This is a genomic window from Devosia crocina (assembly GCF_900116545.1).
GTDB classification, from domain to species: Bacteria; Pseudomonadota; Alphaproteobacteria; order Rhizobiales; family Devosiaceae; genus Devosia; species Devosia crocina.
Genome location: NZ_FPCK01000001.1, coordinates 355,904 through 373,983, shown reverse-complemented (window position 1 = coordinate 373,983; position 18,080 = coordinate 355,904). Strand labels below are relative to the sequence as shown.

At 60.6% G+C, this 18,080-nt stretch carries 16 protein-coding genes; 12 read left to right on the top strand and 4 right to left on the bottom strand.

Annotated features, from left to right (window positions below; translation table 11 throughout):
• The first annotated feature begins 209 nt into the window (after positions 1–209).
• The 4 genes from BM364_RS01715 to BM364_RS01700 are packed head-to-tail and all read left to right on the top strand — an operon-like array spanning position 210 to position 3,887.
• A complete protein-coding gene (locus BM364_RS01715; RefSeq protein WP_244542737.1) occupies positions 210–1,370 on the top strand; it encodes a glycosyltransferase family 4 protein in 1,161 nt (386 codons plus the stop codon).
• Entirely contained in the window at positions 1,367–2,269 is a 903-nt protein-coding gene (locus BM364_RS01710; RefSeq protein WP_092420070.1) for a glycosyltransferase family 2 protein, read from the top strand. Before BM364_RS01715 ends, BM364_RS01710 begins: the two co-directional genes overlap by 4 nt.
• Positions 2,270–2,276: 7 nt before the next feature.
• Positions 2,277–3,197 (top strand): glycosyltransferase, encoded by a 921-nt coding sequence (locus tag BM364_RS01705; protein WP_244542736.1) that lies wholly within the window; start codon positions 2,277–2,279, stop codon positions 3,195–3,197.
• 6 nt (positions 3,198–3,203) lie between these two features.
• The gene (locus BM364_RS01700) at positions 3,204–3,887 is read left to right on the top strand and encodes a polysaccharide deacetylase family protein (RefSeq protein WP_092420064.1); all 684 of its coding nucleotides are present in this window, start codon (positions 3,204–3,206) and stop codon (positions 3,885–3,887) included.
• Positions 3,888–3,897: 10 nt separating this feature from the next.
• Here the strand turns inward: BM364_RS01700 and BM364_RS01695 are convergent, their stop codons facing one another.
• A complete protein-coding gene (locus tag BM364_RS01695) occupies positions 3,898–5,415 on the bottom strand; it encodes an O-antigen translocase (protein WP_092420061.1) in 1,518 nt (505 codons plus the stop codon).
• A 166-nt stretch (positions 5,416–5,581) separates the two neighbouring features.
• Here BM364_RS01695 and BM364_RS01690 point away from each other — a divergent pair, with 166 nt between their 5' ends.
• Positions 5,582–6,259 (top strand): sugar transferase, encoded by a 678-nt coding sequence (locus BM364_RS01690; protein ID WP_092420058.1) that lies wholly within the window; start codon positions 5,582–5,584, stop codon positions 6,257–6,259.
• Between the two features lie 52 nt (positions 6,260–6,311).
• Here BM364_RS01690 and BM364_RS01685 read toward each other — a convergent pair whose 3' ends face one another.
• Positions 6,312–7,619 (bottom strand): polysaccharide biosynthesis/export family protein, encoded by a 1,308-nt coding sequence (locus BM364_RS01685; protein ID WP_139232453.1) that lies wholly within the window; start codon positions 7,617–7,619, stop codon positions 6,312–6,314.
• Between the two features lie 156 nt (positions 7,620–7,775).
• Between BM364_RS01685 and BM364_RS01680 the strand changes: the two genes are divergently transcribed.
• The 6 genes from BM364_RS01680 to BM364_RS01655 all read left to right on the top strand — a co-directional run bounded on the left by BM364_RS01680 (position 7,776) and on the right by BM364_RS01655 (position 13,788).
• Entirely contained in the window at positions 7,776–9,212 is a 1,437-nt protein-coding gene (locus BM364_RS01680) for a GumC family protein (RefSeq protein ID WP_092420052.1), read from the top strand.
• The gene (locus tag BM364_RS01675; protein WP_092420049.1) at positions 9,209–10,027 is read left to right on the top strand and encodes a CpsD/CapB family tyrosine-protein kinase; all 819 of its coding nucleotides are present in this window, start codon (positions 9,209–9,211) and stop codon (positions 10,025–10,027) included. Before BM364_RS01680 ends, BM364_RS01675 begins: the two co-directional genes overlap by 4 nt.
• 24 nt (positions 10,028–10,051) lie before the next feature.
• Positions 10,052–10,951: a glucose-1-phosphate thymidylyltransferase RfbA gene (rfbA, locus tag BM364_RS01670; RefSeq protein ID WP_092420046.1), complete on the top strand. Its 900-nt coding sequence runs from the start codon at positions 10,052–10,054 to the stop codon at positions 10,949–10,951.
• A 13-nt stretch (positions 10,952–10,964) separates the two neighbouring features.
• Positions 10,965–12,110, top strand: a complete 1,146-nt coding sequence (gene rfbB, locus BM364_RS01665; RefSeq protein ID WP_092420043.1) for a dTDP-glucose 4,6-dehydratase — start codon at positions 10,965–10,967, stop codon at positions 12,108–12,110.
• A 100-nt stretch (positions 12,111–12,210) separates the two neighbouring features.
• Positions 12,211–12,885, top strand: coding sequence for a response regulator transcription factor (locus BM364_RS01660; protein WP_139232452.1), 675 nt, complete (start codon positions 12,211–12,213; stop codon positions 12,883–12,885).
• A 174-nt stretch (positions 12,886–13,059) separates the two neighbouring features.
• Positions 13,060–13,788, top strand: coding sequence for a response regulator transcription factor (locus BM364_RS01655; protein ID WP_092420037.1), 729 nt, complete (start codon positions 13,060–13,062; stop codon positions 13,786–13,788).
• A gap of 32 nt (positions 13,789–13,820) precedes the next feature.
• On the opposite strand, the gene BM364_RS01650 is transcribed toward BM364_RS01655, so the two are convergent.
• Positions 13,821–15,023: a glycosyltransferase family 4 protein gene (locus tag BM364_RS01650; RefSeq protein WP_244542735.1), complete on the bottom strand. Its 1,203-nt coding sequence runs from the start codon at positions 15,021–15,023 to the stop codon at positions 13,821–13,823.
• On the bottom strand, positions 15,020–16,183 hold the full coding sequence (locus BM364_RS01645) for an O-antigen ligase family protein (protein ID WP_092420032.1): 1,164 nt from the start codon (positions 16,181–16,183) through the stop codon (positions 15,020–15,022). The genes BM364_RS01650 and BM364_RS01645 overlap by 4 nt, the downstream gene beginning before the upstream one ends.
• A 383-nt stretch (positions 16,184–16,566) precedes the next feature.
• On the opposite strand from BM364_RS01645, the gene BM364_RS01640 reads away from it, so the two are divergent.
• Positions 16,567–18,033: a hypothetical protein gene (locus BM364_RS01640; protein ID WP_244542734.1), complete on the top strand. Its 1,467-nt coding sequence runs from the start codon at positions 16,567–16,569 to the stop codon at positions 18,031–18,033.
• Positions 18,034–18,080: the final 47 nt, after the last annotated feature.

The window sequence follows — 18,080 nt, the reverse complement described above, 5'->3', positions numbered from 1 at the left end:
GGGGAAGGTTGACGCGGCCAGCAACTTTTCGCGACCAGCGTTCACAATGAATACCCCATCCGGTCTATGGCTGTTCCGCCTCCCTTCCCGCTTCAATGGCAAGGCAAATGAGTCATCCTGCGGCCCGCCTCCTCGGTAGGCTGAGGCGGGTGTGGGAGGTCTAAATCAGCAAGCCGCGTCACATCCTCATTTTGGTTGAAAACCTGCCCGTGCCTTTTGACCGGCGCGTCTGGCAGGAAGCCCTCGCCTTGCGAGGCGCAGGCCACACAGTTTCCGTCATCTGCCCAAAAGGCAAAGGCTTCACCGAAAGCCACGAGATCCGCGACGGCGTCTACATCTATCGGCACGATCTGGTGGAAGCCAAATCCGCCGGAGGCTATCCCGCCGAATATTTGACCGCGCTGATGCACCAGCTGCGCCTTTCGCTTGCTGTGCGGAGGCGGCAGCGGATCGACGCCATTCAAGCCTGCAATCCGCCAGACCTGATGTTTCTTATCGCACTTTTTCATCGGCTCTTGTTCGGCACCCGTTTCCTCTTCGACCATCACGATCTCAGCCCCGAGCTCTATGTCAGCCGCTTCGGGCGCAAGGACGCATTGTTCCGGGTTCTCAGCCTGCTGGAGCGGCTGACCTTCAGGCTGGCGGATGCCAGCATCGCGACCAATGAGACCTTCCGCGACATTGCGATCTCGCGCGGCAACATGGATCCGGATCGGGTCTTTGTGGTCAAGAGCTATCCCGATCCCGAGAAGACACATCGCTGCCCCCCCGAACCCGCGCTGGTGCAGGGCGGAAAGTGCATCATTGGCTATGTCGGCATCATGGGTGCCCAGGACGGCGTCGAGACGTTGATCCGCGCCATGGACCATATCGTCTTTGCCGAAGGCCGGCGCGATATCAAGGCAGTGCTGGTCGGCGACGGTCCCGAATTCGAGCGCCTCAAGGCCTTGGCCCGAACGCTGAACCTCGAGGATGCGGTGACCTTTACCGGATACCTCTCCGGCCCCACGATGATGCAACACTTGTCGGCTTTCGACATCGGCGTCATCCCCGACCCACCCAATGGCTGCAACGAAAAGCTCTCGATGAACAAGGTGTTCGAGTACATGATGCTCGGCATTCCCTTCGTGCAGTTCAACCTTGCCCAGGCCCGCCGCGAGGCGGGTAGTGCGGCCCTCGTCACCACCGATCATAGCGCCGCGGCCCTCGCCAGGAACATCATGGTTCTTGTCGATGACGGTGCGCGCCGCCGCGTCATGGCAAGCCGGGCTCGTGCCATAGCCGGACGTGAATTCCTCTGGTCCACCCAGGCGACCCGCTATCTCGAAGCCATCGATTGTCTATTCACCGGCAAGGAAATCCGCACATGATCAGTGTCATCATTCCGCACCTCAACCAGCCTGAGGCCCTTGCAACGGGACTGGCTGCGCTTGCCGCCCAAGAGCGGGTGTCTCGCCCCTTTGAGATCATCGTTGTCGACAATGGCTCCCACGCCATGCCCGAAGAAATTTGTGCTCGCTACGACAACGTGACGCTGCTGCACCAACCTGTGCCGGGCCCCGGCCCTGCTCGCAATCTGGGCGCAACACAAGCCAAGGGCGACATCCTGGCTTTCATCGACGCCGATTGCGTGGCAGCGCCGGGCTGGCTCGCCGCCATCGAAGACCACTTCGAAAGCGCTCCAGACGATGCGCTGATCGGTGGCGATGTCCGTATTCTTCAGCGCAATCCGCAGCGGCCGACAATGATCGAAGCCTATGAGAGCGTCTTTGCCTTTCGCATGAAAAAATATATCGAGGAGCGCGGCTTTACCGGCGGAGGCAACCTGGCCGTCAGAACCTGGGTCTTCCGCAAAGTCGGTGACTTCCTCGGCATCAACATTGCAGAGGACACCGAATGGGGCCTGCGGGCCAGCAGCATGGGCTATCGGGTGCGCTATGAACCGACAATGGTGGTCTATCATCCGGCACGGCGCAATTTCGCAGAACTCGCCACCAAGTGGGACCGGCACATTGCGCACGATCTCGACGAGATCAAGCGTGGGGTGAATTGGCGCTCGCGCTGGACGCTGCGGGCGCTCGCCGTTCTTGCATCGCCGCTTGCTGAAATACCGCGCATCACGGTGTCGGACCGGTTGAGAGGCGTCCGGGCACGGGGCCTTGCCATGGTCGGCGTCGTCTGCATCCGGCTTTATCGCGGCACATCCATGCTCGCAGCCGCAATGGGAAATGAGAATGCCCGCACGGCCGCGCGCTGGAACCGATCCTGAGGCCGGCATGAACGACCATTTAGGCACCAAACACAGGGATAATGGAGCCATGTCCCTCGCCATCGTTGTCGTAACCTACAACAGCGCTGAAGTGCTGAGTGGGCTGCTAGACTCTATCCTTCCCGTCATCGGAGAGGCGAGCTCCACGGCTGTTCTTGTGGTCGACAATGACTCTAACGACGGTTCGGCCGAGATCGCCGAAGCACACGCCGTTGGTGCAAAGGTGATCAGAACCGGCCGCAATGGGGGATATGCCGCCGCCATCAATGCGGCGGCAGCAACGCTCCCGCCGCAAACCGCCATCCTGGTGCTCAACCCCGATATTCGGCTTGTTCCGCTTTCGCTGGAGCACATGATAGACTGTGCAGCGAGTAACAATGATATCGGGGTGGTCGTGCCGCGAATGCTGGACCCGGATGGCACGATTGCCATGTCTCTCCGCCGCGAACCATCGCTTGTCGGTATGTGGGCGCAAGCCTTGCTCGGTCCCCGGACGGCTGCACATCTGGGCCTTGGCGAAATGATCGCCCATCCCGAGGCCTATAGGCACCGGCGGGAAGTAGACTGGGCCACCGGAGCTGCCCTCTTGATCACACCCGAGGCGCGGGCCCGCGCTGGCGCCTGGGACGAAAGCTTTTTTCTCTACAGCGAAGAAGTCGATTACCAGCGGCGCGTCCGCGCAAGCGGCCTCAAAATCCTTTACGAGCCGAGCGCATCCGTCACGCACATTGCTGGCGCCTATATGCAGAGCCCGATGCTCGCAGCCCTGATGACTCGCAACCAGATCCGCTACTTCCGTCGCCATCATGGTTGGTTGGAAACTGCGCTTTTCCGTTGCGCCATCATGGTCTTTGGCGCGCTACGCGCCTGGAAAAGTCAGGCTCATCGCGCCGTGCTGCGGGCCTGTCTCGGTCCCGTCGGTTCCTGAAGCCACATGCTGGCCCGTGCTCCCCAACAAACGATCATCAACTTTCACGGGATTGGTGAGCCGGCTCGCACGCTCGAGCCGGGAGAAGCGCCGTTCTGGCTCGGTGCCGAGCAATTCGGTCAGGTGCTTGACCAGATTGCCGCACATCCCGATCGCGCCCGTTTTGCCATCACCTTCGATGACAGCAACATCTCGGATCTGGCTATCGCCGTGCCTGAGCTCGCCAAGCGCGGCATGACCGCCTGTTTCTTTGTTCTGACCGGACGCATAGGTTCCCCAGGCTCGCTTGATCGCAGCCATATCAGGGAGATGGCCGCCGCCGGCATGGGTATCGGCAGTCACGGAATCGACCATAGGGATTTGTCCCGGCTTGGGGGGAGGGACCTGAGGGCCGAACTGGCTGCCTCGCGAGCGATACTCGAAGATGTCGTGCAAGCCAAGGTGGAGACATTCTCCATCCCCTTCGGCCGCTACAATGCCGGGGTTTTGGCCGCGATCCGCAGGGCCGGCTATGGCGCCGCCTATACCAGCGATGGCGGCACAGCACGGGACAGCGACTTTCTGCGACCGCGTCGCTCACTGCGCTGTGACATGGATGATGCCGAATTCAGCGCTATCCTTTCGGGACAATCGAGTGCCGCAAAGCGCCTCCGGCGTCTGATCGGGATGTCGCTCAAGCGTTTGGCGTAAGCAAGGCGCCTCAGACGCCGACGCCCACCGAACTCAGCACCCAACGGACAGGTTTCGGCAAGGAGCCTGGCGGAACAAGGCGCAGCAGGGCAAAAAGCGAGAAGAGCCCGGTAGTGGAGGTCAGCGCGGAGCCGACGAGGGTAGCCCACCAGAACGGCAGATAACCGAAAGCCGCAAAGCTTGATGCACAGCAGATCCCGAAGAACACCACGATCAGCCTGTTCTCGATCGAGACCGCATAGCCGCATGCGCGCCGGACGATAACGTAGACGATTATCCCATGACACACATAGAGGCAGAAGAACGCCATGCCGGCGCCATCTATGCCCAAAACCGGAACCAAGGCGGCGCTCAAGCCCACATGGATCACCGTTGCCGCAACTTCGGTCGCGATAAAGATCTTTTGCCAGCCCTTGGCAACGATGATGAAACCCATGGGCCAGGTCAGGACGCGCAGCATCATGCCGAGCGATAACCAGCGCAAAAGGCTCGCTGCTGGACCAAATTCCGGTGAATAGAACACCGTGACGAGGAGATGAGAACACGTCATCGTGGCGATCACGCCGGGGCCGGCCAGCAGCAGGCTGACCTGTGTCTGTTCGTTGACAAGACGGGACACCGCGACATCGTCTGCCACCGCGGCCGTCAGGCGGGGATAGAAGTCGGTGCCCATCGATTGGAACACCACCCCGACATAGAGCCCGGCGACTGCCCATGCCGCCTGGTAGAATCCCGCTGCCTCGAGGCCCTGCGATTGCAATACGATCATCCGCACGGCATAGGCTGCCCCCATGGTGAGAAAGCCGCTGACGGTGAAGGCGACGCCGAGCCGCAGCAATTCGCCGAGTTCGCCCGGAGCGCCCTGCGCAGACTTGCGCGCGTGGGGCACCTTCCGGCTATACCAGCGTGCGGCGAGCCAGCCTGCCAGGGCCGAAACAACCAGAAGTGGTGCAATGGCTCCTTCGCGCCAGAACCAGAGCATGGGAGCTGCGACGACAACAGCGGCAACTGAGGTGATGATATTGACCTTGGCAAGTTCGAGAATGCGCCGTGTTCCCTGCAAGAGCGCCGTTTCACCTGCCATGAGGATGCGAAACAGCACGGCTAGTCCAAGGAGCACCAATGCGGCCACATAGTCGGTGCTGCTGAAGGTGACGCGCGAGATCGGCATGGCAAGGGCAGCGAGCACGATGCCGCCAGCCGTTCCAAGGGCAAGGGAGGCGCGCTGAACCGTCGAGATCGTTCCCGCCATACGCGCCAGATCGCCCTCGCCTTGCGCCTTGGCGATCTGACGGATGCCGGATTGACCGATGCCAAGCCCGACGACAGCAACCACCACATCAATCATCGAGGTCAAAAGCGACACCGCGCCCAGGCCGGACGGACCAAGCAGAATCGCGAACATCTTCATTCTGATCAACGAGAAAAACATCGCGACGACCGAGGAGGCACCCACCAAAGCCGTGGAATGGAGGATCTCCCGGTAGCTTGAGGTGCCGCGATCAGCGACGGCCGGTCCACTGGACATAGAGCTTTTCCTGACCCGAGCTGCGGCCAGACCAGCCGCACTCCCACGCTATGCGAGATGCCCTGAAGCGCCGATAGCTCCTTTGGGCGGGAGCAATCACGCTGCCGAACGAACAAGATCGTCCCCTGCTCGGGCCGGCTCCCGCCGGCACCATTGGGGATTAAAAATGTCTTCTCACGAAGAGTTCTCCGCGTTCGACAGAGGTTTATCGCGGCCCGACACCCTGCCCCTTCCCCCCTTCAGCGGCTATCCCGCCTTCAAGCGCACTTGCGATATAGTGGGAGCGCTCGCGCTGGGGATCCTGATCCTGCCTCCCGTGCTGCTAACCGCTCTGATGATTCGCCGCGATGGCGGCTCGGCCTTCTACTTTCAGGAGCGTGTGGGCCGCGGCGGACAGGTGTTCCGGTTCTGGAAGCTGCGTACCATGGTGCCCGACGCCGAAGCGGCCCTTGCTCAGTATCTGCAGAAAAATCCGGACGCACGCGCGGAATGGGACCTCAACCAGAAGCTGCGTCACGATCCCCGCGTCACGTCGATTGGACACTTTCTGCGCAAGCATTCCATCGATGAACTGCCCCAGTTGTGGAACGTGCTGCGTGGCGACATGAGCCTTGTGGGACCAAGACCCATTCTGGTGAGCCAAAGGCGGCTTTATCCGGGGGCGCTTTATGGCAATTGCCGGCCGGGGCTGACCGGGCTGTGGCAGGTCACCGAGCGGCACCTGTCGGCTTTCTCGGAGCGGGCACGGCTCGACCGCATTTACGCTGAGCAGGTATCCCTTCGCACCGATCTCTGGATCATGGTCTTGACGCTGCGCCCGCTTCTCGCCGGCACCGGGTGCTGAAAAGAGCAGGTCGGGTCACCCGGGACGTCGAACTCCCGACCGGGCGCTCGTCTTATTCTTCGTCCAGCGCCGATACCTGCGTTTGAGCGGGCGCGGCATTCTGAACGGCCGCTACGACAGCGGAAACCTTGAGCACGTCGCCTGGAAGCAGGTTTGTCGCTTCCTGTGCGACAATATCGGCCGACCCCGATCCAGAACGAACGATTGAATAGTGCAGATCAGTCGGCTGGCTTGAAACCCCTGCACTCTTCACATCGAAATCGAGAAGCAGCCGCTGCGAACTGGCTTGCCGCAAAACCATCTCGTCGATATTGGCCTGCTCCTCCTGCAAGGAGACGGCAGCCTGTGACTGTCGCGAATCCTGCAATTGTGCCGCCTCGCGCTTGGCTTGGCTCAACGCTTGTTGCGCGCGAAGGATAGCCGTTGTCTGCGTCAATTGTTCAAAGCGCATATCGGCGATCTGCCGCTCGAGTTCGGAACGGCGGGCCGAGGTCGACAATCCCTTTTCAACCAGCGCCTGAATCCCGCGCAGATCCTCGGTGGCCGTCGCGATCATCTTCTCGACATCCTCGAGCCGGGCTTTGGTCGTCGCGATCTCCTCGTTTAGGAGGACCCCGAGTTCATCGAGCGCCTCCAACTGGCGGGCGAGTTCCCGCTTGCGGGCCGCAAAGATAGCTGCTTCGTCGGCCATGGCGCTTCGGGCAAGCTCGGCATTGAGCTGGTTCCCGGTTCCGGGCGGAAAGCTGATCGCATCTTCGCCAGACGCCTCGGCCTTGAGGCGCGCGAGGCGCACCCGGCTGCGCAGGAGGCCGTCCTCGAGCATGCGCAATTCGGTTGCGAGCTTGACCCGCTCAGCGCTTGTTTCGGTGATCTGCTCCCGGCGCTGTCCGCCTCCGAGGGCCAGCGCCTGAAGCACCGTCATGCCGGGCCGATAATCGAATGAGCCTGGTCCGCTCACGTCACCCACGACATAGATCTGCGGGTAATCGACGACGTCGACACTTGTATCCGGCGCTTTCACAAGACCCAGTTGTTCCCTCAACGAAAGCGCGATCTCGCTTGCGATCTCTTCGCTATCCTTCCCGCTGGTGGAAATCGTACCGATCACAGGCAGCGTCAGGCTGCCGTCGCTCCCGATCACATAATCGCCACTGATGGCCTCCCACTGCTCGTAGATGCCCTTGAGCGGTATCCACTGGATGACCTTGAGGCTGATCCTGGTTTGCGGCCAGAGATCTGCCGCATGCACCGCATCCAAGGGCGCAGGAAGGATCATCGCGATAGCTGCCAGAAGTGCGGCGCGACGGCGACGATGCCGTGTCGAGACAAACTTGGAAACGGAAATATGCACACCGGACATGGTTCTGGCGCCCTCCACTTGCTGTGGCACTAGACCATGCTCGCACCGGACGCAGAACTAGCCCAAGCTGGCTATGTCTGTGCAGGGCGCGCTGAGCTTTAGTGGCATGACGCCATGGCGCCGACCAACTTTCGGCCGCCGGTCTGGAGTACCACCATGACGCATGATGACCTGCGCTTTTACTCCTACCTCTTCGTCAGGCGGCTCCCCCTGATGACAGCAGTGGGCGCCCTGATCAGCGCTGCGGGCCTTTACTACGTCTTCACCCTGCCGCCGGTTTATGAATCCGCCGGCACTATTCTCGTGAAGTCTCCCGAAATCTCCGCATCGCTTCTCCCCTCAGGCAATGGCGATGGCACGCTGGCGCGCCTGCAGGTGCTGCAGCAGGAATTGCTCACCTATGATGCGCTCTTGGACCTTGCAGGGCGTCACGATCTGGTGCCGCATTCAGGGGTCGTTTCGACCGACAAGATTGTTTCTGACATGCGCAACCAGATCTCATTGAGCCCGGTATTCTTTGGCGGCAATGAGGGAGCGCTTGGCTTTTCGGTGTCGTTCTCAGCCTCTGAGCCTGCATTGGCAGCCGCCGTTGCCAATGACTTGATCGAGACCATTCTGAACCGCGACCTCGACGAGCGAGCCACACGCGCCAGCGTCCCTGTTTCTTTCTTCCAGGACGAAGTGGCCAAGAGGCGCGCGGATCTTGCGGCCATCGAGGGTCGCCTGCAGGCCTATAAGACCGAGCACCTGCAAGCCCTGCCCGATACGCTCGAATTCCGCAGGCTGCTGCAGATTAATCTGCGTGACCGGCTCCTGGTGCTCGAGCGCGAGCAAAGCGCGCTACAAAGCCGGCGATCGAATTACCTGGCTCTCCAGCGCGCCGGGGCACTTGGTCCTGGGGTTAATCTGCCACCCGAACAAAGCCAGTTGCGCGATCTGCGGCAGGCCCTTGCCAGCCAGCGCACGATCTTTTCCGAAGACAGCCAGACGATCCAATCCCTGAAGGCCCAGATTGCCGCAGCGCAAAGTGAACTCGAAACCGCTGCCAAGGCATCGGACGATCGCACTGAGCCCAGACCAGAGGACATGCAGTTGGCTGAAATGGACGCCCGGCTCGACGCCATTGCTCAGGAACGCGAGAGTCTGCAGCGCCATGACGAAGATCTCTCCACCTCGATCGCTGCGACACCGGCGAACGAGGCAGCCCTGAGTGCCATCGAGCGCGAATATGATGACGCCCGCACCCTTTATACCACCGCGGCAACCCGCCTGGCCGATGCCGCGACGGGCGAGCAGATCGAAAGCGAGCTCAAGGGAGAAAGGCTGGTCCTGATGGAAGCAGCACGTGTTCCCCAGCGGCCGAGCGGACCGAGACGCTTCTTGCTGGCTCTGGGGGTAGCAGCGGCAGCGCTTGTCGGCGCCTTGGCGAGCGCCGCGATCCCTGAACTTCTCAACCGCAGGGTGCGCCGGGCCGCCGATATCGAAAAGGCATTCGGCATTGAGGTCATCGCCTCTATCCCCAACATCCCGGTGCGGCCCCCGCTCCGGCTCAAGCTGCCGCACCTTCGCCCCTTGCCGACGGTTCAATCATGACCCTGCAAAGCATGTCACCCGCATCTGCGTTCGAGCCTGCAGACCCTGCCGGTCATTTGCCCGAGGAGCCGGTCGCAATTGCATCATTCCAGACGCATCCCACCCTGCAGCTTCGTGAACGCTGGACCGAGATTCCCGAGATCAAGACCAGCACGTGGCGGCTTGCCGGCCATCGCATCATTGCAGCGACCCGCTCGCATGACACCCACCTTGAAATAGACGTGCTGCGTACGAAGCTGATGAACAAGATCCGGCAGAATGGCTGGAAAACGCTTGGAATAACGTCGCCGCGCGGCGGCTCGGGCAAAACCACCCTGGCGCTCAATCTGGCGTTCAGCTTCGCCTGGCAGGCCGATTTCCGGGTTGGGCTCCTCGATCTGGACCTGCGCCGGCCAAAGATCGCGCGCGTGCTCAATTGCGAGCAATCACATGACATGGAAGCGTTTCTGCGCGGCCAGCGCAGCCTGGCGCAGGGCCTGATCCGCTATCGCAACAATCTCGTCATCGGCACCAATGCGGGGCCTGTTCAGGAACCAGCCGAGCTGATCATGGAATGTGTGCCCGGGCCGGTCATCGAGCGAATGCGGGAAATGCTGGGGCTGGACCTGTTGCTCTACGACCTGCCACCCATGCTCGCTTGCGATGACGCACTGGCTGTGCTGCCCGGCCTCGATGCAATGCTGCTGGTTGCGGCAGCGGGCGAAACCACCATGAGCGAACTCGATATGTGCGAGCGCGACCTTTCCGCGGCCGACAAGCTTGCGGGCATCGTCCTCAACAAGTGCCGCTATCTCACCGAGCGGTTTGGCTACTGAAACAATCTGAAGCGAGACAGGGACATGAAGGGCATTATTCTGGCAGGGGGCACCGGAACAAGGCTTTATCCGCTCACCCTTGCCGTTTCCAAGCAGATGCTGCCCATCTACGACAAACCGATGCTCTACTATCCGCTGAGCGTTCTGATGCGGGCGGGCATCCGTGAGATTCTCGTCATCTCGACTCCGCGTGATCTCCCCGCCTTTCAGGCACTGCTGGGTAGTGGTGATCAATTCGGTGTGGCCTTCTCCTATGCCGAGCAGCCGGAGCCACAGGGTCTGGCGCAGGCGTTCATTATCGGGCGGTCGTTTATCGGCAACGATCCTGTCGCGATGATATTGGGCGACAACATCTTCTTCGGCGAGGGTCTGTCCGAACTGACCCGCACGGCCGCCGCGCAAAAGGAAGGCGCGGCCGTGTTCGCCTATCGCGTCGAAGATCCCGAGCGCTATGGCGTCGTCACATTCGACCCATGCAACGGCAAGGCTCGCCTGATCGAAGAGAAGCCCAAGCTGCCGCAGTCGGACTGGGCGGTAACTGGTCTCTATTTTTACGACAACGATGTGGTTGAGATTGCTGCAGACATCCAGCCGTCGGCGCGTGGCGAGCTTGAGATTACCGACGTCAACAATGCCTACCTCAATCGTGGATTGCTTCAGGTCTACCAGCTGGGCCGCGGTTATGCCTGGCTCGACACTGGCACGACGGAAAGCCTGCACGACGCCTCGTCCTTTGTCCGGACGGTTGAGAAGCGTCAGGGCGTACAGATTGCCTGTCCAGAAGAGATCGGTCTGGAAATGGGCTGGGTAACGGCAGAAACCCTGCTCGCCCGCGCAGCCCAACTCGGCAAGACCGATTACGCCTCCTATCTGCGCCGGCGGGTGGCCGAGATGCCGGCCGCCAGTGCAGCTCACCTCCACTAGAACGAGGACCGCGATGAACTTCCTTGTCACCGGCGGCGCCGGCTTCATCGGCTCGGCGCTCTGCCGCCTGCTTGCCCGCAATAGTCAGGACCGGGTCGTGGTTCTCGACAAGCTGACCTATGCCGGTTCGATGGGGAGCCTGCGTCAGATCTGCAGCCAGCCCAATTTCCGCTTTGTCCGTGGAGACATTCGGGACCGGCAACTTGTGAGCGCCCTGCTGGCAGAGGAAAAGATCGGCATCGTCATTCACCTTGCCGCCGAAACCCATGTCGACCGCTCGATCGATAGTCCTGCCGTGGTGGTCGACACCAATGTCGTCGGCACGCTCGTTCTGCTTGAAGCGGCCCTGGCCTATCAGCGCTCGCTGCCGCATGCCGAACAGCTCGCGTTCCGCTTTCACCATGTCTCGACAGATGAAGTGTTCGGCGATCTTGATGCCTCCGACCCCTGCTTTACCGAACAGTCGCCCTATGCACCCTCCTCGCCCTATTCTGCGTCCAAAGCTGCGGCCGATCATCTGGTTCGTGCCTGGCACAGAACCTATGGTCTGCCGGTGGTACTGACCAATTGCTCGAACAATCACGGGCCCTTTCAGTTTCCCGAGAAGCTGATCCCCCTAACCATTCTCAATGCCTTGCAGGGCTCAGCCATCCCGATCTACGGCACCGGCCGCAATGTACGCGATTGGCTTCATGTGGAAGACCACGCGCGCGCCCTGGCTATCGTTGCGAAAGAGGGACGATTGGGGACGAGCTACAATATCGGTGGGCAAGCCGAGTGCACCAATCTCGATCTCGTGGAGATGATCTGCGACATCCTCGATCAGAAGCGGCCGCTCCCATGGGGCAAAAGCTACCGCTCGCTTATCACCTTCGTCCCGGACCGTCCCGGCCACGACCGCCGCTATGGGCTAGATACAACCAAGATCAGGAACGAGCTTGGCTGGGCGCCCCGCCACTCCCTCCGATCCGGCATCGAGAATACGGTTGATTGGTATCTGCACAATGATTGGTGGTGGGAGCCGATCCGCGCCCATCGTTATCAGGGTACCCGCTTGGGCCTCGAGAACAATTCTCTGCATCGAAAGGACGACGGACGCGGATCGTTCGGCCTTTCCGCATTGCCCGCTCAAAAAAGTTTCGATCAAATTAGTAACTAAGCCTGCATATTCTACATCTCTCGATCGTAATTTCGAGTTATCCTCGTCTTAGAGGCCAGTTTCGTTGCAGAGCGAACGGGGGGATTCCGTAGGTGCCAACATGCGGCAACTAAGATCGAAGGCTCTAGTTGCAGACAGTCAAGAAGTGTTCGGCCAGTCTCTTGCCAACCTGCTCGAGCATAAGGTGGGATTTGCCAAGGTTCTGACGACCACGCTTTTCGCCGAAGCGACCCGGCACCTCATCAGCGGTGCCGCCTTCACTCTGGCCGTCTTTGATCTGCAGCTCACCGACATGGATGGTTTTGCAAGCGTCAGTAGCCTGCGCATCAGTCATCCCGAGCTGCGCATTGCGGTGAGCGGTCAATCTCAACATCGTGAAGATGTTCTCCATGCGTTATCTGTTGGTGCGCATGGTTATATCCCGCGCTCATTATCGGTTGCGGAAACGGTTCTGGCCCTTTCAAGCATCGCCTCAGGCCAGATCTATGTTCCACCCACAATATCAAACCTTCGGCAAGACGATTTCGTCGATCCATCAGAAGATCAAATCGAACAACCCCACATCAATCAAGCTACCATCAATCACCTAACTGCTCGCCAGCATGAAGTCATGATGTTGATTGCACAGGGGGAAAGCAACAAGGGCATAGCCCAGAAACTTCATCTTTCGGAAGGCACGGTCAAAACACACATCAATGCGCTGTTCCGCATCCTCAATGTTCACGACCGAGGCGCTGTAGCAGCAATCGTTGCGACCCATATCCAGCGGCACTAGTGTAAGCCGCGGATTATACCTTGCTTAGACCGGATGCTTTGGATCACCCAAACTATCTAATCCATCATCGATATTGGCACGACGATCTAAATATGTTCCTATTTACAAAGAATTAACTACTACGAGAGTCTTAACCAACATGAGTTAAGACTTGCGAAAGCTGGGGACATAGTTATGCCAATCCGGGCGAAATTCTGCGTGGTCGTCGTAGATGTCCTCGAAATGCGTAGAGCGGGTATCGCCGCTTTGCTCACACCCTGGGCGGCTCCCTTCAACGCTTCGGTTGTGTCCCTGAGCCCGGAAAAACTTACTTTTGGCTTACAGCACGGTGTAAGACCTATTTTCGTCATCTTCAGTGTAGGCGGGATTTCCCTTAAGTCTAAACAGGCCGCTGATTGGGGGGAGCAGGTTCGATTGGCCTTTCCCGGTGTGCCCTCCCTTGCTCTTTCCGACCGGCAGGAGCCAGAAGAGGCGATAGCTGCGGCACGCATGGGCCTCAACGCCTTCATCAACAGCAGCATAGATCCGCAGGTGGCCCTGCATGCCTTTGCGCTCGTTATCAACGGGGGTACCTATTTCCCGAGAGATGCTCTCCTCAAGGCCTGGGAGCCGGATCACCCGGTCGCGGTTGAGCGCAGCGAGAGCGGCGGCCTGACACCACGGCAGTCCGAAGTGCTTCAGCGCCTGCTTCTGGGAAGCTCGAACAAGCACATCGCCCGTGATCTTTCGATGCAGGAGTCAACGGTCAAGGTTCATGTTCGGGAAATCATGCGCAAACTCGGCGCCAGGAACCGCACCGAAGCTGTGCTGCTAGCCGGGCGCAGCGGCATCTTCCGGCCCACCGCTTCTGCTGCCGGCGAGGAGTGGCGCGCGCCAACAATCGCGCAAGCGTCGGCGATGTAGACCACAATCAGGAATAATGGGGTGCTGCAGCCTCAGCGCGCCGCCACAAGATCGGCAAAGATCGTTTCCATACGTGCCAGACGATGATCCCAGAGTGCCGTGCGCTGCACATGGGCATAGCCCTCCTCACCACAGCGGCGGCGCAGTGCAGGATCAAGGACCATTTGCCGCATGGCGTCCGCAACATCATTGGCGAGGGCGTCAGGTGTCGTGACAGGCAGGCGGAAACCTGCAGAAGCACTCACCGCATTGCCCGGCCCACCCCGATCGCACACGATCACCGGCAAGCCGTAACTCATGGCTTCGAGGGTCACATTGCCGCCCGGCTCACGGTAACTTGGGAACACGAAAATATCCGCATTTCGGTAGAAGCGGCTCACTGAATCCCTGGGCTGCGCACCGTGAAACCTGACGCGATCGAGAACGCCTGCGTTTCGGGCGAGCTCGGTGCATGCCTCCCCGTCCGGTCCTGCCCCGACGATATCGAGTTCGAGCGGCAGGTCCGCACAGAGCGCAAGTGCGCGGATCGCCTCACGCGCTCCCTTGGTGCGAACGAGCCGGCCGACGAACAACGCCCTGACGGTCTGCTCCCGATCTGGACGCGTCACAGGCGCCGGTACGCTGAGGATCGCAGTCTCACTCATGATTTCGAGCCGCTTGATGGTGAGATCGCGCAGCTTTTCGCTCACATAGGGCGCGATGCCGAGCACGCAATCCGCGCTTTCATAAGTCCGGCGCAGCAGGCCATCGAAACGCAGCCTTGCTTCATCCAGCCCGCGCAGTCGTACGAACCAAGGATCGGTTCCCTCTTGTTGGGCAAAGGCCGCCGGCGACTTCAGCCCCCCGCCGACCGGGCCGACCACCAGCGGCACCCCCAGACCTGCAGCAGGCGAGGGATAGCGCATAGCCACCGGAACGGGCTGGAAGGCCACATCGAACTGCTCGCCGCGTCTCAGCGCGTTCCTGATCCAGCGCCTGGCGCCGACATAGAAGAGCACATAGCCCGGCGCGAGCATGCTGTTGAGCCGTTCTGCCCGTCCCAGGAGCGGCGGCTCGATCCATTCGCGGATTCGTACATTCTCCAGCTGCCCGACAGCGCTCGGCCGGTTTCGTTTGCGCGAGGTCAGCAGCGTCACCTCATGCGATCGGCTGAGCCCGGCCACCCACTGATGCGCGACCCAGGATTCCCCGACATCGGTACCATCGCAAGCCGGGGCAATAACAAGGATTTTCATGATGGAGATCGCCTGGTTCTCTGCGCGTGCCGGGGGGCTGGCCGGCGAAGTTGGCCTGAAGGCGGACGCCCGCGCAGTCCGGACGGCTTAGGCTCGGCTTCCGCCGTTGCGTCGCAAAGCCACAAGCCGCTGCCCACCAGAAACATGAACAGGACATAGGTGGCGTTCCAGAAGTGAACGGTCCATCCGGCCAGAAACAATGCGGTCAAAAAGATCATGTAGGCAGTGCGGCAATCGGTTTGCCTGCCATCAAGGCCAGGCTGAAAGCCGACGGCATGCGCTGCTGCAAAGAACGCCCCCATATAGAGAATAAAGGCCGGCAGGCCATGGCGAACCGCCGGCACCAGCCACAACATGTCGATGCTCGAGCTCATCCAGCTTGGATGCAACCAGTCGTTGAATCCCGTGCCGAAGAACGGATGTGCCATCACCGATTGCCAACCATAATCAAAGATCAGCAAGCGATAGAACGCTGTCCACTGATCGAAGGCAAACCGCGTCAAAATCATCGGCACTGTCTGGCTCGTTGGTATCTCGAGCGCCAGATAACCCACGGCCGTTAGCACCCAGAGGATACGCCAGCGCGAGGCAACATTGCGCAGAAGACCGTTCCAGACGAGCAACCCTATCTGTACCAGCATGGCAACGATTGGCCCCGAGGAGAGTGACAACATGGCCGTGAGCGCCACCAGGCCCGCCATGCTATACCGCTGCATGACGCCGAGCTTGCCCCGATAAACCAGCGCTATCATGGCGAGCGGCGCCCCGCAGAACACGCCAAAGAGGATCGGGTGCTCGAGCGGCCCCTGCACACGCGTGAGGCCCCAGCGTGGATCGGTCTGCCCCTCGGCTATGGTGGGAGCAAAAGCGCGAAAGAGCTTCAGCAACCACCTTTGCCCAGTCACCGCCTCGGCAATGGCAAAGGGCAACAGCAGCAGGACGAGAAGAAAAAGCAGTTTCGCTGTTGCCCGGAAATGTTCGGCACTTCGGATATAGCAGCGCGCCACAAGGTAGCCACCCATGCTTTCAACAAGAAGCATGCCGCCAGATTCAAGACCGGTCTCTAACCCATGGACTGCGATGAGGGCGATGATCGACCAGATGCAGAACAGCAGCAGCAGGATATCAGCAAGCCGGATCTTGCCTGCTTTTCCTGTCATCCAGCGCACAAGGCACGGAACCAAAAGCGCAAGAAGCACGAGCCTATAGGGTGATATCGCAAGGCTTCCGATTGAGAACACCCAAGGTGAGACGAGCGCTATCAGCAGGACTGCAACCGGCACGGGTGGCCAGCGCTTCTCGCCAACCGAGCTCCGGGACAGGCGGCCCAGTGAGCGCGACCACTCACGGTCCTCCAGGGATGTAGCGCTGGCGGTCATTGGCGATCCACGTGACTGGCGGATGCTGGATTGGCTCCGCGTCACAAAAGGATAAAGCGCGCGGCGTTGGGCGAACCATAGCTCCTTCGGTCGGCTTTGCGGCGGGATCATCGGTGCTAGGCCTGATGTATCGCGTGACCGGATACCGCCCAGGTGAACGAAAAATGTCCAAATGGCCTACCAAAGATGGTCAGTTCCTGATTGTACCGGCGAGCGATCCCATTTCTCCGGGCGCCCAGCGCCACAGGCTTACTGCACTTGCTGTGGACACGTTCGGGCAGGTGCCGATCATCCCCGTTCGGGACGGCTCGGACCGGCTGATCGGCGCGCTTCTCGGCACCCCGATAGACCTCGACCGTCACGAGCTTCCCAAAAGGCTAACCCTAAGCACGACAATCACGGCCGAAAGCGTCGATACCGCCATCGAAGCAGAGATCTACCGGCTAGCAGGCAGCTACATCTTCGTTCTCGACCTCGATGGACTGCAGCGGATCTATCTCGATCCCGACGGGAGTAAATCCCTCGTCTATGATCCTGCCACCAGGCTGGCTGGCGCTACGGCCATGACCCTGATGGACGAGCCAGACTACTATGCAAGGCTCAAGCTGGATCAGCACCGCCAGCTTGACGTCACTCACGCAGGCTGGTTCGCCTGCGGGCTGACGGCCCACCATGGTCTCTTCCGGCTGATCTGCAATCATTATCTCGACCTCGCCAGCTTTGAGCCGGTGCGTCACTGGCCCAGGGCGCCAGTCGCACCCTCCGCCGACCCGGCTCCGCTCTTCGACGCCATGCTGGCGCGCATCCGTGAGACGGTCGAAATTCTGCGAGATGGCGCTGATGCGCATGTGGCGCTTACGGCGGGCACGGATTCGCGCTTCGTCCTTTCAGCGCTCCGCCCCCTTGCGCAGGACATAGACTTTGTCACGGTTGCCGCCCCTGGCGCGGCTCTCGATGTTGCAGGAGCGCGTGCCCTGGCTGGGCGCTTCAACCTGCGGCATCTGCTTTTGCCGTTTCGCCGCGCCAGCCGTCAGCAGGCCGAGGCCTGGCAGATCCGGGCGGGCCATTGCGTCGGCGGCGCCAATATGACCATGCATCCCAGCGTCCAGCCTCTGGCGGAGAGCTTCTTTATCGGAGGCTTGGGCGGCGAAATCGGCCGCGGGTTCTTGTGGCTCAACGCCGCACCTGAAACGCTGCTCGACGCTGCAAATATCATCGACCGCCTCAAGCTGCCGCGCGAACCTGCACTTCTGGATGCCGTCGCGGCCTGGCTCGCACCTATCGCCCATTTCGATACGCTTTTTCTCCTCGACCTTGCTTATCTCGAACTGCGCATGAGCAGTTGGGCCTTCGCTGACGCCTATGCCAATCCAGTGCGCGGGGAGCTACATCCCATGATTTCGCGGGCTAACTTCGAAGCCATGCTGGCCGTCCCCGCGCAAATGCGACGTGAAGGTACCGCTTTTGAAGACGCAATCCACCGCGCCTGGCCCGACCTTCTGATCTTTCCGATCAACCGCTACGGCGATTGGCGCGACCCCGCCAAGCGCGCTCTGGACATCCTGTCGAACCCACGACGTGTCCTGCGCAAACTCAGACAACTCACCCTCCTCCGCCGTCACGCGGTGTGAGCCATGGGTCGGCCAAATACCTCTCAAGTCCTGCCGGTCGAGTGATG